Here is an 18,016-nt window from a genome sequence, read left to right as displayed (position 1 = left end):
TTAATATCCTTTCCCATACAGATGAAGAATATTTTCCTCTGTCTCTATATCAAATACGTGAATTCGACCTGGATCAAAATACAGATCCACTGTTTCTCCTACTTTCGTCTGGTTGGAAGGTTCCAGCCTTACCGCATGTGTCCGGTGCTGTTCATCAAAATACAGGATTACTTCCGCACCAAGCATTTCCCTGGTAACAACAGTTTCTTTGATTCCAAAGCTGTTTTCTGCAAATCCACCGGCTTTTGCTTCCTCATATTCGTAGATATCTTCCGGCCGGATTCCGATGATCACACGCTTTCCAATATAATCTCGCTGAAGAATCTCTGCAGTTTGCCCGGTCAGATACACTTTTTTGATCGGCCCTGTTGTTGCAAAGATCAATGCAGTTTTATTGAATTCTTTCTCAACCTCGCATTCGATAAAATTCATCGATGGCGCGCCCACAAAGCCTGCTACAAATTTATTGACCGGATGATCGTAAATATTCTGCGGGGTGTCTACCTGCTGGATCAGACCGTCTTTCATGACAACGATTTTTGTTCCAAGCGTCATCGCTTCTGTCTGATCGTGTGTGACATAAATGATCGTGGTATTTAACTGTTTATGTAACTTCTGTAATTCAACACGCATCTGCGCACGCAGTTTTGCATCCAGGTTGGAAAGTGGCTCATCCATAAGGAATGCTTTTGGCTGTCTGATGATTGCTGCACCGATTGCAACACGCTGTTTTTGTCCACCGGATAATGCTGCCGGTTTTCTGTCAAGCAGTGATTCAATCTCAAGGATTCTTGCCACTTCTCTGACTCTTTGATCAATTTCTTTTTTCGGAACCTTACGGATTTTCAGTGAGTAAGCAATATTTCCATAAACGGTCATGTTTGGATATAAAGCATAATTCTGAAAAACCATCGACATCTCTCTTTCTTTTGGTTCCAGATAGTTGCAGAGCTCTCCGTCGATCCAGAGTTCTCCATCTGTAATATCTTCCAGTCCTGCAATCAATCTCAGTGTTGTAGATTTTCCGCAGCCGGAAGGACCTACGAAAATCACAAATTCTTTATCATGAATGTCCAGAGTAAAATCTTTCACACCATAATGTTCGGAATCAAATTGCTTACAGACATTTCTTAACGCAATTTCTGCCATTTTTTTCCTCCTTCATAGCCAGCGATATGGCTTTGTTCTGACTCTCATGTCCGTGTAGTATCGTAACATTTCTGTTTCTGAAAGCGCTATCATATTTTGGATAAAGAAATGTTAAATGAACGTATATTTTTTTACTCAAATGTAAAAAAATGAGGCAGTCCGCAAACTGTCCCACTAAAATTTCGTTATAAAATTTTTATGTATATGTGTTATACTCTCTTCCGTTCTTCCAGTGTTCTGGATATTTCTTCCGTCTTTTCGTCTGTTAATATGTAATGTTTCCGGAACACAGCCAGTCCGATCAAAAGTACAGCGATTGGAAGGATCGTCATACACATCCGAAGTCCCATCCTGGAAGCCGGTGCAATTGCTGTCAGTACTTCTGCTGTTTCATCCTTTTTAATCTGGAAGATCTGGATGACGATCGAAGCCGCAAGTGCTGCAACGCCAGAAGCCAGCTTTACCACAAAGGTCTGCATGGAAAAGATTACGGATTCGTCACGCCGGTTATTTTTCAGCTCTCCATAATCTACCGTATTTGCAAGGAAAATCGTTACAATCACATTCAGCATACCAATCGCCGACATAATAAGAAATGCCGGAACCAGAAGCAGATAGACATTGGTACTGCCGGAAAATGCGATTACAAGCAGGATCATATATCCTGCAAATGCCATGGAAAAGCTGACGTAAAAGATCTTCATTGTATTCATAAATTTCCGGAGCAGCGGAAACAGGAGCATCATTGCAAGAATCTGGAACGCACCGCCAAAGGTATTGAAAAGTGTATAATTGCTCTGCCATGCTTCCGGACTGAAATCATATTTGAAGAAATAAATTACCAGGTTGGACGTAATGTATAAAGCAGTATTGATCATAACGATCGCAGCCACCATAGTAAGTGCCTGGTCGTTACAAAGCAGTGCCCGGAACATCTCTTTAACGGTTGCTGTTTCCATATTTACAGAGGATTTCTATTTAATAGAAAGACAGGTATTCGTAATAAAAATGAAAAACAGGACTGCAATAACCAGTGCAAAATAGCGGTATCCCAACCGTTCAATTTCCGATGCACTTTTCCCTCCTGCCAGCTTGCTAAGCGTGGATACGGAAAGTACGGTGATGATCGTGATGATGGCAGAACCAACGCCGGCACAGGAACGTGCCAATGCCGAAAGATTTTCTCGTTCTTTTCCACTTTCGGTAAAAGCCGGAATCATGGACCAATATGGAATGTCCATCATCGTATAAGTTACGCCCCAGAGTATGTAGGTAACAGCCGCATAGGCAACCAGTCCACTGCCGGAAAGAGCTGGTGGTGCGGCGAACATCAGGTACAGCACGATTGCATTTGTCAGAGTCCCGATAAAGAGCCACGGACGGAATTTGCCCCATTTGGTTTTCGTCTTTGCTACGATAATTCCCATGATTGGATCGTTAAAAGCATCAAAGATACGGGCGATAAACAGGATCACACCCATTGCCACAGCACTGACGCCCATGATGTCCTGATAATAATAAAGAACATAAGATGCTGACAGCATATAAACCATATCTTTCCCTACAGCGCCGATTCCGTAGGCAAACTTTTCTTTTCCTTTTAGTTTCTGTACTTCTCCCATAATAAAATTTCCCCCCTTGTCAGATTGTAATGCCATCGATCAGAATGGATACGACTTCATCTAATGCCTCATGATAAGAAATTCCATTCTGGACCAGCACGTCTCTCTGAAAAAACTGTTCTAATGTGGCTTCCATCATGGTTTTTAAAATTGGAATCTGGATATTTCGAATTTTTCCTTCTGTGATGCCCTGTTCCAGTAATGAAATCGTACTCTCCCACCCGGTTTCCAGACGGGATTTTACTTTTTCGTAAACTTCGGGATACCTCTCCTTTAGCTGATAAAGCTGTCTGAGATCAAGCTCCCGATACCCTTCCGGCAACACACCAAGAATTGCTCTGATTTTACCGACGGTATCCAGACTCAGATCTTGAAGAACTTTTTGTTCACTTTCTTTGATCGAGTAAAAACAATAATCAACCATCTCCAGAACCAATGAATTTTTGTCAGGAAAAACAGTATAGATTGTTTTTTTGCTGATTCCAAGAAGTGACGTGATATCATCCATTGTAAATTTTAATCCTTTTTTTTGAAATGCCTGGATGGTTGCTTCGAGAATATTGTCTTTTATATTTTTATCTGACACATCATCATCTCCTATGGAAACTATTATTTTTCTTCTGGTTTCCTTGATTGTAGCATTTTTGCGAACCAAAAAACAAGAAACTAAATTCACAAAAATGGTTTCTTGTTTTTGGTAAATTTTAAATATGGAGCGGATTCTTTTTTCGGCGGATATATTTTGATTTAAAACTTTCTTGGTTACGATCCTTTCTTACTATAAAAACAGCTGCGGAAGCAATTCCGCAGCTGTTGTGTGCTTGAAACCGTACCTCTGCACTGTGAACTGACACAGGTTTTTTACAGGGTGATTTAAAAATTTAAATTGTATACTTTTCCAAAAATGTTTCTATGAACAAGAACACATAACCTGATAACAAATAACCAATAAACGATGACATTGAACCATAACCAACCGTCTATAAGCTTTGTTAAAGATATGCCCTGTACGGAAAATCCACTTAGATATCCACCTCAAACAATACTGTCTGATTGTAACGATCCAGTGCAATCTGCATTTCCATAATTGTATTGGAAATACGGTCGTATTCCTGTCGGATTACTTCTAAATCATAGTTGATATATTTATATTCCGGTGCTGAGCCAGATGAACTAAATGAACTACTATATACACGCATTTTCGGAAGTCGCTTGCGCATATCGTCAAGAACAGCTTTTCTTTTGTTGAGCTGTGCCATTCGAATCAGAATACTGTCAATACTCATCTCCTGATCGCCGACCTGCACTTTTGCGGTAGCATTTGTCAGATTCAATGTGTGTTTAATGGTAACAATCTTCCTGTCGATTTCGTCAATCGTATTCGCAATGGTCATGTAATCGTATTCCGGAATGACCGGCTCCTCATTGACCGCTGCCACATAGGTACTGGATGCTGCCTCCTTGTTTACCCAGAATGCTTTATCTTCCTCAAGGCTTCTCAACATCTTGTTTGCATAAGCCGATGTGATTTTCTTCATGATTTTTGCCTCCCATAATGTTCTTTTGTTTGCAACACAAATAAGAATAATATCAATCCTATAACTCTTCCATCATTTGCTTCTGATTCAATTGTAAATCATATTATGGCAGTTTGTCATTCAACTATCAGTTTAAAATTACCCATAAACGAGAAATATCCTCGTCAATGACGAGGATATCTTCAATCGTAGTATGTAATAATCTACTTAAAATAATGAAATTGTCTATACTGGGTAACGATTTGCCGGAAATCCACTTATAAATAGCCTGCGGATTTTCAAATCCAAAAGCGCCCTGGATTTCCCGAATCGTATACCCTTGTTCCAAAAGCAGCTTTTTTATGCGTTCTCCGGTCTTTTCCGGCTGGATTGACAAATACATTGGTTCCATACTTTGTGCCTCCATGATTCAGGACCATGTTTTTCGATAACGTATATATTGTAACACGGAAAGCACAGGCTCACCAGTATCAATCTCCAAAATATCAGAAAATATATTTACAGTTCCTCCGGATCAACCTGCTTGCCATCGCTCCAGATTCTTTCCAGATCGTAGAACAGACGGTTCTCTCTGTCGAATACATGTACGATAATATCACCAAAGTCCAGCAGTACCCAGCTTCCAAGACCGTAGCCTTCACGTTGTTTAACTTCGTACCCTGCTTTTCCAAGTGTCTCTTCTACATTGTCAACCAGTGCTCTTACCTGGCTTTCGTTGGTTCCGTTTGCGATGATAAAATAATCTGCAAGCACAGAGATTCCTGCAATGTCAATTACACGGATATCTTCGCCTTTTTTATCAACGAGTGCTTCGCAGGCAAGTTTTGCCATCTCTCTTGACTGTTCGATTGTCTGCATCAGTTTTTGTCCTCCTTTTCGGAATCACTGTTTTTCAGGTTCTTATAGTATAAAAATGTCTCTTCTGTTGCAGGATCCACCGTTGCACCCTTTTTTTCAAGATACGCAAGGGTATCTTCCAGAATACGGTAGAGACATGCATCCAGATCTACAAATGCAAGTGCACGTACTTCCGGAAGATTTGGTGCAACATCTCTTCCCGGCTCCATGTAATCTGCGATATAAATGATCTTATCAAGCAGAGACATCTTCGGACGGCCGGTTGTGTGAGACTCGATTGACCGAAGAATCTCTTCATCTTCTATTCCATATTTTTTCCGGGCAAAAAAAGCACCCAGCTTTGCATGCAAAAGTCCCGGATTCTGGTACTCTGCTTCAGAGATTTCGATATGATTCCTCTCACAGAGTTTGATCTTTTCTGCACTCGGCACACATTTTGCACAGTCGTGTAAAAGCCCTGCAATCAGAGCCTTCTCCAGATCTGCACCATAACGCATAGCAAGGCAGCCTGCCGTATGCATCACACCGATTGTGTGATCGTAGCGGTCTTTATCCAGGTATCGTTTTACTTTTTTCTGCATCTTAAGTATTGTTTCCGTCATGTTCACTCACCTGATATAATCTGTTCAAATCTATATAATCTGCAACCTTTTTCGGGATTGGGAGATCTTCCATCTTTCCTTCCCGGATCATCTGCCGGATCTCACTGGAAGAAACAGGCATCACAGGGGTACGGAGCAGCCGGATATCACAAGCATATTTTTCTCTTAAATATGTAATCTGACGGCTCATTTTCTTCGGTGCTCCCGCGTCATCCCGGTATGCTGCCAGAATGACCGCTGTTTTCAGAAGTCTCTCCGGACATTTCCAGGTTTCCAGATTGAAAAGAGAATCCGCACCGATGATAAAATAGAATTCATCCTGCGGATAAGTCTCTTTAAAATACTCCATTGTCTCATAGGAATACGAAGTTTCCTTTCGATCCATTTCATAGGTACAAAGCCGGAAATACGGAATGTCTTCAATAGCAAGCTGCGTCATTTCGGCACGATCCTGTAAATCTTTTCGTATTTCCGGATTTGATTTATGGGGCGGATTGCCGTTTGGCATATACCACACCTCATCCAGATGAAACTGCTGATACGCATATTCACCAAGCATCAGATGTCCATTGTGAATGGGGTCAAATGTTCCGCCCATAATACCGATTCTCATAATCTATACTCCACTCATTAAGGGAGAACGATTTTCTTCTTGTCGTCTTTTCCCTCTTTATAAAGAACGATTTTTCTTCCGATCACCTGTACCACCTGGGAACGTGTACGCTCTGCAAGAATCTCTGCCATTCCACGAAGATCATCCCCACAGTTCTGAAGAACGTGAAGCTTGATCAGTTCTCTTGCTTCAAGCGCTTCTGCAACAGCTGCTGTAAGTTCCGGTGTTACGCTGGATTTACCGATCTGAAGGATCGGATCCATTGTCATCGCAAGGCTCTTTAAATAAGCTCTCTGTTTGGAAGTCATAAAACTCTCCTTTCTTAAATTATGTCCTGTTCTAACGGTAATATTCAAACTGAAGACCGTACATACGGATAGTATCGCCTTCCTGAACACCTACATTTTCAAGCTGTTCAAGGATACCGGTTTCTTTCAGGAATTTCTGGAAGAAAGCAAATCCCTTTTCGGAATCCAGATTGGTGTAACCAAGCATCTTTTCGATCTTCGGTCCCTCTACTACAAATATATCGTCTTCTTTTTCTACGGTATATGGAAGATCCATATGGATGATCTCTTCTTCCGGGAAATATTCCTGTTCAAATACAATCGGCTTGTCATCCAACTTCTGAAGTTCATTATTTACATAGTAAAGAAGATCAGAAAGTCCTTCTCCGGTCACACCGGAAATCGGGAATACCTTGATTCCCTTTGGTTCAAACTCATCTCTCAGTCTCTGGATCGGATCTTCATCTTCGGAATAGATAAGGTCAACCTTGTTCGCTGCAATGACCTGCGGACGCATGGAAATTTCTTTGTTATAGGCTTCCAGCTCAGCATTGATCTTGTAAATGTCTTCAACCGGATCGCGTCCTTCGATACCTGCCGCATCCACAACATGGATCATCATCTTGGTACGTTCAATATGACGCAAAAATTCATGTCCAAGTCCGACACCTTCTGATGCTCCTTCGATCAGTCCCGGAATATCTGCAATAACAAATCCCTTTGCACCTTCCAGATCTACAACTCCAAGGTTCGGGCTGAGTGTTGTGAAATGATAATTTGCAATCTTTGGCTGCGCATTGGTTACACGGGAAAGGAATGTGGATTTACCAACATTCGGGAAACCTACAAGCCCAACGTCTGCGATCACCTTAAGCTCCAGATTCACCCAGAGTTCCTGCGCAGGCTTTCCTGGCTGTGCATACTTCGGAACCTGCATGGTAGAGGTTGCAAAATGCATATTTCCAAGACCGCCTTTTCCACCTTTTAAGATGATCTGGCGCTGGTTTTCACCTGACATATCGGCAATGACTTTATTGGTCTCTGCTTCACGGATGACTGTTCCTTCCGGAACCTTCAGGATCAGATCCTTTGCATCCTTACCATGGCAGCGCTTTTTGCCGCCTTCCTCTCCGTCCTGTGCTTTATATTTTGTTTTGTGACGGAAATCTACCAGGGTGTTAAGACCTTTGTCTACTTCAAAGATTACATCACCGCCGCGACCGCCGTCGCCTCCGTCCGGACCGCCATTCGGAACATATAATTCCCTGCGAAAGCTGACGTGACCGTCGCCGCCCTTTCCGGATCGGATATATATTTTTGCTCTGTCTGCAAACATAATATGTCCTCCTTATTTATGACTAAAAACAAGGCTTCAAACCAAAAAAGTTTGAAGCCTCTGTTAAATCTGCTTATTCAGCTACTGGATAGATAGAAACCTGTTTCTTATCTCTTCCTTTTCTTTCAAAACGAACAACACCGTCAACCAGTGCAAATAATGTATCGTCACCACCGCGACCTACATTGATTCCTGGATGAATCTTTGTTCCGCGCTGTCTGTAAAGGATGTTACCAGCTTTTACAAACTGTCCGTCTGCTCTTTTTGCTCCAAGTCTCTTAGATTCAGAGTCACGACCGTTCTTTGTAGAACCAACTCCCTTTTTATGAGCGAAAAACTGAAGGTTTAATTTCATCATGGTTGTTACACCTCCTCGTATGTCAAATCCATATATTCTCTGTAGTTCTCATCTTCTGCAATCTCTTCCAGACCGAGAACCATCGCGTCAAGCAAAAGCTTTGCCTCGCGAGTCGGATTACCTTTAAGTCGATAGTCAATGAGTCCTTTGGATTCATCGGATACAAGGCTTGTACGGTCATCCGCAAATTTCTCAATGGCATTCAAAGTATTGATCGTAAGTACAGAAACAGCTGCGCAGACAATATCCTGTCCTTCTTCACTGAATCCTGCATGACCATGTGCTTTGAAACCTACACATTGATGTTTTTCATTTTTATAAATGGTTACTCGTATCATATAACCACCAGCTTCTTACGCGTTGATCTTTTCGATCTTAACTGCTGTATACTGCTGTCTGTGTCCGTTTTTCTTGTGGTAACCTGTTTTTCTCTTATACTTGTAAACGATAACTTTTTTAGCTTTTCCGTCACCAATTACAGATGCTTCAACTGTTGCACCTTCTACTACTGGTGTTCCAACTTTAAGCTCGTCACCACTTACTGCGAGAACCTGGTCAAAAGTATAAGACTGTCCGGCTTCCACACCAAGCTTTTCTACTTTAATGATATCGCCTTCGGCTACTTTGTACTGTTTACCACCTGTTGCTATAATTGCGTACATATGGCACCTCCTATTATCATTACTCGCCAACTACGGTGTCTGATCAAATCAGGACTTATAACCTCGTTGTGCGGCATACCTCTGTATTATACAGTGGCATACCGCACAAAGTCAACCCCTAATTTGCGATTTTTTTAATTTTTTCGTAACAATATCCGATGATGTCTTTTCTTGTGATGATTCCTATGAAATTCTCCTGGTCATCTATGACCGGAACAAAGTTCTGATCCATCGCTTTTTCCATCAGATCTTCCATATTAGAATCAGCGCTTACCGGCCTGTAATCTGCTCTTCTTGCAATCTTCGTGATTGCAATGTCTTCTGCTTCTTTCAGATTCAGGATGTTCAGCTTCTTAAGTCCCCAGAGCAGATCTCCTTCGGTGATCGTACCGACGTACTTGCCTTCCCGGTTGATCATCGGAATAGAGGAGTATTTATGGTACTCCATGATTTCCATTGCCTGTCTGAGCGTGTGGTAATCATATACAAATGCCACTTCTGCTTTTGGCTTCAGGAAAAATAATATGTTCATTTTCGTATCCTCTCTTGTATGAATGTTCTGTACAGGGAAGTTTTCCCCGACATCTGTACTATACCATATTTGAGGATCGAATTGAAGATTTACAGCTGAGTATTAACAAAAATATCATAAATTGCCTTGATCGCTGCCTCAAAATCGTGTTCTCTCACACCGATGATGATGTTCAGCTCACTGGATCCCTGGTCGATCATTTTTACGTTGACATGCGCATGAGCCAGTGCGGAGAAAATTCTTCCGGCAGTACCGCGTGTCTGGCGCATACCGCGTCCCACGACTGCAATCAGTGCAAGATCAGATTCCAGTTCAATATCATCCGGATTCACGGCACGGTGGATGCCTGCAAGAACCTTCTGCTCATGTTCCTCAAATTCATCCTGATGAACGAAAATGGTCATGGTATCAATTCCTGACGGCATATGTTCGAAAGAAATACCTTCGTCTTCAAATACACCAAGAACCTTACGTCCAAATCCGACTTCGGAGTTCATCATAGCTTTTTCAATCGTGATCGAAGCAAATCCACGCTTTCCTGCAATACCTGTGATCGTGTATTTTGGTTTTCTGCAGGTTCCTTCCACGATCAGGGTACCTTTATCCTCCGGTGCATTGGTATTGCGGATATTGATCGGAATCCCTTCTTTACGGACAGGAAAGATTGCGTCTTCATGCAGTACGCTGGCACCCATATAAGAAAGCTCACGCAGCTCTTTATAAGTAATTGCTTCGATTCCTTTTGGATTTTTGATGATACGTGGATCTGCAATGAGGAATCCGGATACGTCCGTCCAGTTCTCATACATATCAGCATGTACAGCCCTTGCAACGATCGATCCTGTTACATCAGATCCGCCGCGGGAAAATGTCTGGATCGTTCCATCCGGACGTGCTCCGTAAAATCCCGGTATAACAGCACGTTCTATTTTAGCAAGTCTGTCCCCGAGTATCTGGTTGGTTTCTTCAGAAAGGAAGTTTCCATTTTCATCGAACTTGATCACTTCTGCTGCATCGATAAATTCATATCCAAGATAAGCAGCGATCACACGACCGTTTAAATATTCTCCACGGGAAGCAGCATAATCTCTGCCGATCTTCTTTGCAAAATTGTCACGGATTGTAGCAAATTCTTCGTCAAGAGAAAGAGTGATCCCAAGCCCTTCAATGATTTCCTGATATCTTTTCTGAATATCAGCAAGTAATTCTGTAAATTTCTTTTCTTTTACAGCTGCGCCGTAACAACGATACAGCATGTCTGTTACCTTGGTGTCATCAGGAAAGCGCTTTCCTGGTGCAGACGGAACAACATATCTTCTTGTTTCGTCTGACAGAACAATCTTTCCTGCCTTTTTAATCTGTACTGCATCGGCAAGAGAGCTTCCGCCGAATTTCACTACCTTAATCATCTGTTGGTATTCCTCCATCTCTCAATCATGTATTCTTGGCTGCAAGGCAGCTCCTGTATTGTCGAAACATCGGGCAAATGCTCCAACACTTATGTAGTTACTACTTTATTACGCTGACGTGAAAAATGCAAGATTTTCTTTTGTGATCCGCCGAAAATCTTGCATTTTGTCTAATAGAATTGCATTTTTTATAAAATTCCTATGCATGAATTACATCTGCAAATGTAGCATCTGCTGCTTTCCTCAAATCCTCCGGTGTAAGTGTCAGCTGTGCACCGATTCTTCCGGCACTTACATAGACTTTTTCAAACTGCTGTGCGCTTGCATCGATCACAGTCGGAAAATGTTTTTTCATACCGATGGATGTGCAGCCTCCGCGTACATACCCGGTGAGTGGTGTCAGTTCTTTTAAATGAAGCATCTCAATGGACTTCTCTCCAACTGCTTTTGCCGCCTTCTTAAAGTCAATCTCTGCTTCGATCGGAAGGACAAATACATAATGCTCTCCGCTTTTTCCTGTTGTGACAATCGTCTTGTAAACCTGTTCGTGAGGCAGATTCAGCTTGTCTGCGGTTTCGATCCCATCTGTGAATTCATCGCATTCATAGGTCTGATATTCATAAGAAATTTTCATTCTGTCTAAAATACGCATTGCATTTGTTTTTACTTCTTTTTTACCCATGTAAACTTTCCTCCAGTGTTTTTCGGATTTTCTTCCGTGTAATTTCAACCAGCTGCAGTTTCGTCATTCCCATCACATTTCCCGGATTTGGATCCTTCCTTAATTCCCGCTGCAGATACTCAAGAAGTTCTTTCTTCTCTTCTGCTGATTTCATGTTGATAAAATCAATAATGATGATACCGGAAATATTGCGGAGCCGGATCTGGCGGGCTGCTTCTTTTGCTGCTTCCCGGTTGATCTCCGGAAAATGAGAATTCTTTTTCAGACATTTCCCGGAATTGACATCGATCACAGTCAGCGCCTCTGTCGGCTGGATCACCAGATAAGCCCCGGATTTCATCCACACGCGTTCCTGTCTTGCCTCGCGGAGCGCGCCCTCCAGATTATAGCATTTTGTAAGGAGATAAGACGTATCCGTATATGCACGCAGAAGTGGCAGTTCATCCGGCATATTTTCTTCCAGATAGGTCTGAACTTCTTTATATAAAGCTCCCTCTTCTACTGTTTTATCCGCAATAATTTCTGTCAGATCTTTTTTGTAAATATCCCGGAGCGCCTGCACACACGGATCCGGTGCACTTTGCAGACAGCTGAAGCAGGTACGCATTTTCCCATATTCGATGATCCGGTGATAGGTTTCTGCCAGTTTGTCGATCTCCGCACGGATCTGGTCTTCCTCTGCTTCCGCACAGTTCGTCCGGAAAATCAGTCCAAAATCACAATCTGTATATTCCTGTCCCAGCTTCTGCAGTTCTTCTTTTCGCGCACCGTGAATCTTTCCGGATACACCAATCGTCCGGTTGCCGGACGTCAGCACCACATACTGCCCGGTAAAATTTAAGTTCCCGGTCACGACAGGCTGCTTTGTCTTCACCGCTTCTTTTTCCACCTGAACCAGAAGCTCATCACCGATCACAAGCGGTTTCTTTCCAAGTTTATTTGTAAAAACAGGCGTGTATTTTCCTTCCGGAGCAAAATAGCACTGCTCACCATTTGAAATTTCAACGAATGCGCCGCCGATATTCGGAAGAATTTTCCGTACCCTTCCGACATAAATTTCACCCAGGCGGCAGCTCTTTTTTTCTCCGCCGCTGCCAAAGTGAAATTCAACCACTTTTTCATCTTCTAAAAGTGCAAGCACCCGGCGGTTCATACATTCTGTAAGGATTACTTTCCGTTCCATTTATTATACAATCTCCGTTCCAAGTGCATCCAGCGGAACCAGAACCGTTTTGCCATCCGCATCTTCAGATTCCGCAAAGGTTTCCAATCTGTGGTGGGTGAAGGCCACTTCCTCATCATCCATACCCAGATAACGGGCAAAGGCTTCTGTGACCAGTTCCGGCTTTAAGTTCTGGACACTTCCTGCTGCCACACGCATGTAGATTCCTCCGTTCCGACATTCCAGTTTATAGATCATCGGGCGGATGTCCACTTCTTTTTCGCTCTTCTTCGTCTTTTTCACCACACAGATTTCGTTCTGGGCATAGAAAGCTTCCAGTTTTTCCGCAAGATCTTCCGGCAGACTGCCATTTTTTACCGAAGATAAATAGTCGGCACCTGCTACGATTGACATTCCTTTGCTTTTCTTATCATCCGGGATCTGCACAAAGCTGACGATCTCCATACCATCCACCATCTGTTCATTCAGTCTTTTCACTGCTTCTCTGCTGGCAATCGGCTCAGTCAGTTCAATATCAAAATATTCCCCATCACTGGTCAGTCCCACGCCAAGCGGGTTGGCAAAAGACATGATCATATGCGGACTGTAGCCGCTGGTAAATGCAATCGGAATCTCAGCGCGGCGGATTGCTTTCTGAAAATACCGCATGATGTCCAGGTGTCCGATGAATTTCATGACTCCATTTTTGCGAAATTTAATTCTTGCCTTCAAAGCAGACACCTCCTCCGTAAGTTGCTGCCCCGCAGCCAGAACATTTTGCCCGGCAGTTCGGGGTTACATTTCCTTCCATTGCATTTTTCCATTCCCGTATAAGGAACGATTTTGTCACGCCACAGTCAATGAAATCCCACGGGAAGATCTCATCCAGCTCACGCTTTCTGAGATTGTAGAAATCCATATCCACACCCGTATTCTCAAAGGCCTGCAGCCATTTATCATAATCAAAATATTCATCCCACGCATCATAAATACAACCAAGACGGTAAGCCTCTTCCAGAACCTTTCCGACCTTCCGGTCACCACGGGCAAAGACTCCTTCCAGAACGGTTACTTCTGCGGTATGCCAGTTGTAGCGCAAGCTCTTGCGGTTCAGCTGGTTGCGGAATGCTTCCTGTACGATTCCGGCGCGGCGGATATATTCTTCCATCGGCTGCATGGTCGCCCACTGAAGCGGTGAAAATGGCTTCGGTACAAAGAAGGAACTACTTGCCGTGATCTGACATTTTCCATTTCTCTGATCCTTCGGGATCTCATAATACCGGCGTGCCACTTTATCTGCAAGAACAGCAATTCCTTCCATATCTTCCTGGGTTTCGGTCGGAAGTCCAAGCATGAAATAGAGCTTGACCTTCGTCCATCCACCTTCAAAAGCCTGTCCTGCACCATTTAAAATATCGTCTTCCGTCAGACCTTTGTTGATTACATTACGCATTCTCTGGGTTCCGGCTTCCGGGGCGAAGGTCAGACTGCTCTTACGCACATCCTGCACCTTGCTCATAACGTCCAGAGAAAACGCATCAATACGAAGAGACGGCAGGGAAATGTTGACTCCCTGGGTGTGGAACTCATCGATCAGGAAGGTGACGATCTCCTCCAGTTCATTGTAATCACTGGAACTTAACGAACTTAAAGTAATCTCTTCATGTCCTGTATTTTTCAGCATTGCACGTGCCGTCTCTTTGAGCATGTTGATATCACGCGGACGTGTCGGACGGTAAACCATTCCTGCCTGGCAGAAACGGCATCCACGGATACAGCCACGCTGGATTTCCAGAACGGCTCTGTCCTGGGTTACTTTAATAAATGGAACAACCGGCTTTAATGGATAAGTTGTCTGGCTCATATCTGCTGCAACTACTCGTTTAATCTTTTCTTTTGCATGCGGATTATTTGGCAGGAAAGATTCGATCGTGCCGTCTTCTTTGTAAGTGACATTATAAAAAGAAGGAACGTAAATTCCCTCGATCTCTGCTGCCATTTCCAGAAATTCTTTCCGGCTCTTTCCGGCTCTCTTCCACTTTTTGTATGCTTCCAGAAGCTCATCATAAACCACTTCGCCCTCTCCGATATAGAACATATCGAAAAATTCAGCCAGTGGCTCTGTATTGTAAACACATGGTCCCCCGCCAATGACAAATGGATCTTCTAAAGTTCTGTCCTCACTGTGAAGCGGAATACCGGATAAATCCAGCACCTGCAGTACATTGGTGTAACACATCTCAAACTGTAATGTGATGCCAAGAAAGTCAAAATCCTTCACCGGATCCTGAGATTCCAGGGCAAACAGCGGAATGTTCTTCTCACGCATGATCTTGTCCAGATCGATCCACGGAGAGTACACTCTCTCGCACCAGGTATCCTCCCGACGGTTGAACATATCGTACAGAATCTGGATTCCCAGATGGGACATACCAACCTCATAGACCTCCGGAAAACACATTGCAAACCGAATATCTACCGCTTTTTTGTCCTTCATGACCGAATTAACTTCATGACCAATGTAGCGGGCAGGTTTCTCTATATTCAGTAAAATATCATCATCTAATGCTAATTTCCTCATTTTTCCTCCATTTTAAATTCTTCTTCTCTTGATTTTATAACGATTCACACTGTAAATACAAGCAATATTTATAATCTCTTAGCTTTAAGACTATACCATTTATTTCAAAAATTTGCAAAATAAATGATGTGAAAATAGCCTGTTTTTACTATTATGTAACAGAAAGTATGGTTTTGGCACTACAAAAGACTGTATGAGACTATATGTAACACCTTGATCTTTTATAAGATTTTTACTGCCTGTTACGCAATGACACGACATATGTAATGAATAATTATGCATAAAAATGTATTTTATGCATAATTGCGAATCTAGTCAATAAACAACAAAACAATGTTCTGGAAAACACATTGCAAACCGTATATGTTTTACAGTATTTCCTTTCATTGTGGGAAAATCTGTAATAATTTAAAAAACTAAAAATTAAAATAATGCTTGTTTTATGGCATTTTGCAACAAAAACTATAGTTCTGTTACCATGTAAGACCATATGATACAACACACGATTATATAATTATATTGACGGACACTATCTTATTCTTAGAAAGGCATCACTTATTTTTGACATATCAAGTTCTTCGCTTTTATCGCTCATATGGATTTTGTCATATAGTGAATCGGCATATTTTGTCATAATACTGCTTGTATCAATTATGTCTCTTTGATCGTCAATATAAACGTCTTCAGTCATATCTACAGTTGAATGTCCTAATAATTTAGAGATTACTTTTAAATTATTAATATTCTTTTTCAATAATGTAGCATATGTGTGCCGTAAGTCATGCCAGCAATAATCATCAGGATTTATATCACATAATTCAAGGACATGTTTGAATGCGTGACTGATTTTGGAATCTCTTGATAATGGTCTTCCGTTTGAATTCACAACAACAAAATCGGGTGTATAATGAAAATTTACATCATTTTGATTCAAGTAATCATACTTATTTTTTGCCAAAATAATTTCATCTAAAACGAACTGAGGTATTTCAACGTTCCTTACAGAAGAATACGTTTTCGTTTGGATCAATTGACTTGTAGCCATTTGAGATTCCCAGCCATCTCCGTAAATAGTTCGTCCTTTTTGCCAGATAATATGTAATTGACGATTGGGGAAATCTACGTTTTCAAATTGAAGACCAAGTGCTTCGCTTATCCGGACGCCAGTTGTAGCGCAAATCAACATTAACAGATAGTAATTAGGCTCTTCTTTTTTGCAGGTTAGTAAAATATTTTGTAATTGCTGTAATGAAAAAGTTTTGCGTTTGGTCTCCGTTCTTTTTTTCTGTCGCATCTTTGAACGGATTGTTTGAACAGCGTAAGGCGCCGGGTTTTGCGCTATTATGTTAAGCTCCTTTGCTGTTTTAAAAGAAGAACTAATAACGGCATAAGCGTTGCAACGCAAAGGGTTCGAGGCAATAGAATCCATAAATTTGATCAAATCAGAGGATTCAATGTTCGTTATGTATGTGCGTGGTGATATCGATTTTAGCAAGTGGTTATATATCACGTTCCGATAATTTACGAATGTGGAATATGCTATTTTTTTATCTAGCATATAATAATACAACCAATAATCATAAAATTCTTGCAATGTGAACCGATATGGGATATATGTTCCAGTTGACAGCTGATAGAGTATCTCTTCTTTTGCTCTATTTGCTTCCTTTTTCGTTTTAAATCCGCCTACTTGTTTTTGCTTTTTTAATCCATTGGAAAAAGTAAGTTCAAAGCGAACACCGTACTTTCCTCTAACACTTGTTATGCTTGGTCTAAATTCCCAGTTTTCAATAGTGGTATTCAAAATCAAAGGATTGATTTCCGGTTTTACGATCTGCTTATATTTCATAAAGTCTTCACCTCGCTGTTATTGTTATATGCGTTGAATGGATCAAATGATTTGTTTACTGTTGAAGAAACTTTATCCAAATCCTCTAATTGACCGCAATAAATATCCATTGTTGTCTGAATAGATTTATGCCCCATCATTTTTGAAACTAATTCTATGTCGCATCCATTTTCAATTAATATAGTTGCACACAAGTGTCGCAATCCATGAGGTGAGATAAAAGGGACACCGGCATTTACGCAGATTCTTTTTACGGCATTTCCTATGGTGGTGCTGCCTTTTATATTCCCATTTTTTCCTATACACACATAGTTCTTCCATTGTTTGCCGCTATCAGGATTTTTACGGAAAAACGCAGCATTTTGTTTTTTTCGATTTTTTAACTCATCTATAAGAAGCGGAATGACTTTTATTGTTCGGTAACTGCTTTTAGATTTAGGGGGGATTACTTTTCCATCTCTATCAGCGGTAGAAATCTGCTGGCATATAGTAATTGTTCCCTTTTTTAAATTAATATTACTATAGTTAAGTCCTAATATTTCACCTGTTCTCAATCCGGCAAATAATGCAAGTAACACTTCTAAATAGCACGGGTCATTACGAGCGGTCTTTAAGAAAGAAATTAACTGTTCCGTAGAATAGCTAACATATTTTCGCTGATCATAATTATACTGAATCAATTGTGTATAATCAAAATTATTGATTAGACTTTCTTTCTCTGCTACTACAATATATTTATGGTTAATATCCCTTACAGCCAGTAAGGAATTATCCAT

Annotated in this window: 20 protein-coding genes and 1 pseudogene; all 21 read right to left on the bottom strand. The window is 41.5% G+C overall.

Annotation, left to right across the window (positions count from 1 at the left end; genetic code table 11):
* Nucleotides 1-1,149: an ABC transporter ATP-binding protein gene (locus G4407_RS01400; protein WP_173687478.1), complete on the bottom strand. Its 1,149-nt coding sequence runs from the start codon at nt 1,147-1,149 to the stop codon at nt 1-3.
* A 209-nt stretch (nt 1,150-1,358) separates the two neighbouring features.
* Nucleotides 1,359-2,807, bottom strand: a pseudogene (locus G4407_RS01395) (glycoside-pentoside-hexuronide (GPH):cation symporter).
* Nucleotides 2,791-3,357, bottom strand: a complete 567-nt coding sequence (locus G4407_RS01390) for a TetR/AcrR family transcriptional regulator (protein ID WP_173687477.1) — start codon at nt 3,355-3,357, stop codon at nt 2,791-2,793. The pseudogene G4407_RS01395 and the gene G4407_RS01390 overlap by 17 nt, the downstream one beginning before the upstream one ends.
* A gap of 436 nt (nt 3,358-3,793) precedes the next feature.
* Nucleotides 3,794-4,309: a hypothetical protein gene (locus G4407_RS01385; protein WP_173687476.1), complete on the bottom strand. Its 516-nt coding sequence runs from the start codon at nt 4,307-4,309 to the stop codon at nt 3,794-3,796.
* Between the two features lie 127 nt (nt 4,310-4,436).
* The gene (locus G4407_RS01380) at nt 4,437-4,700 is read right to left on the bottom strand and encodes a helix-turn-helix domain-containing protein (protein ID WP_173687475.1); all 264 of its coding nucleotides are present in this window, start codon (nt 4,698-4,700) and stop codon (nt 4,437-4,439) included.
* 107 nt (nt 4,701-4,807) lie between these two features.
* The gene (rsfS, locus tag G4407_RS01375; protein WP_173687608.1) at nt 4,808-5,158 is read right to left on the bottom strand and encodes a ribosome silencing factor; all 351 of its coding nucleotides are present in this window, start codon (nt 5,156-5,158) and stop codon (nt 4,808-4,810) included.
* Between the two features lie 8 nt (nt 5,159-5,166).
* On the bottom strand, nt 5,167-5,769 hold the full coding sequence (yqeK, locus tag G4407_RS01370; RefSeq protein ID WP_173687474.1) for a bis(5'-nucleosyl)-tetraphosphatase (symmetrical) YqeK: 603 nt from the start codon (nt 5,767-5,769) through the stop codon (nt 5,167-5,169).
* On the bottom strand, nt 5,750-6,382 hold the full coding sequence (gene nadD, locus G4407_RS01365) for a nicotinate-nucleotide adenylyltransferase (protein ID WP_173687473.1): 633 nt from the start codon (nt 6,380-6,382) through the stop codon (nt 5,750-5,752). Before nadD ends, yqeK begins: the two co-directional genes overlap by 20 nt.
* 17 nt (nt 6,383-6,399) lie before the next feature.
* Entirely contained in the window at nt 6,400-6,690 is a 291-nt protein-coding gene (gene yhbY, locus G4407_RS01360) for a ribosome assembly RNA-binding protein YhbY (protein WP_008370480.1), read from the bottom strand.
* 31 nt (nt 6,691-6,721) lie between these two features.
* Entirely contained in the window at nt 6,722-8,005 is a 1,284-nt protein-coding gene (gene obgE, locus G4407_RS01355) for a GTPase ObgE (RefSeq protein WP_173687472.1), read from the bottom strand.
* Nucleotides 8,006-8,078: 73 nt separating this feature from the next.
* Entirely contained in the window at nt 8,079-8,363 is a 285-nt protein-coding gene (gene rpmA, locus G4407_RS01350) for a 50S ribosomal protein L27 (RefSeq protein WP_008370482.1), read from the bottom strand.
* Nucleotides 8,364-8,368: 5 nt separating this feature from the next.
* Complete coding sequence (locus tag G4407_RS01345; protein ID WP_008370483.1) at nt 8,369-8,701, bottom strand: ribosomal-processing cysteine protease Prp; 333 nt, start codon at nt 8,699-8,701, stop codon at nt 8,369-8,371.
* Nucleotides 8,702-8,716: 15 nt separating this feature from the next.
* The gene (rplU, locus tag G4407_RS01340) at nt 8,717-9,025 is read right to left on the bottom strand and encodes a 50S ribosomal protein L21 (protein WP_008370484.1); all 309 of its coding nucleotides are present in this window, start codon (nt 9,023-9,025) and stop codon (nt 8,717-8,719) included.
* Nucleotides 9,026-9,143: 118 nt separating this feature from the next.
* Nucleotides 9,144-9,557 carry a CBS domain-containing protein gene (locus tag G4407_RS01335; protein ID WP_173687471.1) on the bottom strand — a complete coding sequence of 138 codons (414 nt, stop codon included), beginning with the start codon at nt 9,555-9,557 and terminating at the stop codon, nt 9,144-9,146.
* An 89-nt stretch (nt 9,558-9,646) separates the two neighbouring features.
* The gene (locus tag G4407_RS01330) at nt 9,647-10,966 is read right to left on the bottom strand and encodes an aspartate kinase (protein ID WP_173687470.1); all 1,320 of its coding nucleotides are present in this window, start codon (nt 10,964-10,966) and stop codon (nt 9,647-9,649) included.
* 199 nt (nt 10,967-11,165) lie between these two features.
* The gene (ybaK, locus tag G4407_RS01325) at nt 11,166-11,648 is read right to left on the bottom strand and encodes a Cys-tRNA(Pro) deacylase (RefSeq protein ID WP_173687469.1); all 483 of its coding nucleotides are present in this window, start codon (nt 11,646-11,648) and stop codon (nt 11,166-11,168) included.
* Nucleotides 11,641-12,831, bottom strand: a complete 1,191-nt coding sequence (locus G4407_RS01320; RefSeq protein WP_173687468.1) for a ribonuclease E/G — start codon at nt 12,829-12,831, stop codon at nt 11,641-11,643. Before G4407_RS01320 ends, ybaK begins: the two co-directional genes overlap by 8 nt.
* A gap of 3 nt (nt 12,832-12,834) precedes the next feature.
* Complete coding sequence (locus G4407_RS01315; RefSeq protein ID WP_173687467.1) at nt 12,835-13,542, bottom strand: TIGR03936 family radical SAM-associated protein; 708 nt, start codon at nt 13,540-13,542, stop codon at nt 12,835-12,837.
* On the bottom strand, nt 13,526-15,391 hold the full coding sequence (locus tag G4407_RS01310) for a TIGR03960 family B12-binding radical SAM protein (RefSeq protein WP_173687466.1): 1,866 nt from the start codon (nt 15,389-15,391) through the stop codon (nt 13,526-13,528). The genes G4407_RS01315 and G4407_RS01310 overlap by 17 nt, the downstream gene beginning before the upstream one ends.
* Nucleotides 15,392-15,920: 529 nt before the next feature.
* The gene (locus tag G4407_RS01305) at nt 15,921-17,240 is read right to left on the bottom strand and encodes a site-specific integrase (protein ID WP_173687465.1); all 1,320 of its coding nucleotides are present in this window, start codon (nt 17,238-17,240) and stop codon (nt 15,921-15,923) included.
* Nucleotides 17,237-18,016 (bottom strand): site-specific integrase (locus G4407_RS01300; protein ID WP_173687464.1); only part of this gene is annotated, 780 nt, incomplete at its 5' end. The genes G4407_RS01300 and G4407_RS01305, both read right to left, overlap by 4 nt.

The organism is Allocoprococcus comes (assembly GCF_013300725.1).
Taxonomy (GTDB): Bacteria; Bacillota; Clostridia; order Lachnospirales; family Lachnospiraceae; genus Allocoprococcus; species Allocoprococcus comes_A.
This window is presented reverse-complemented; position numbering and strand designations above follow the sequence as displayed.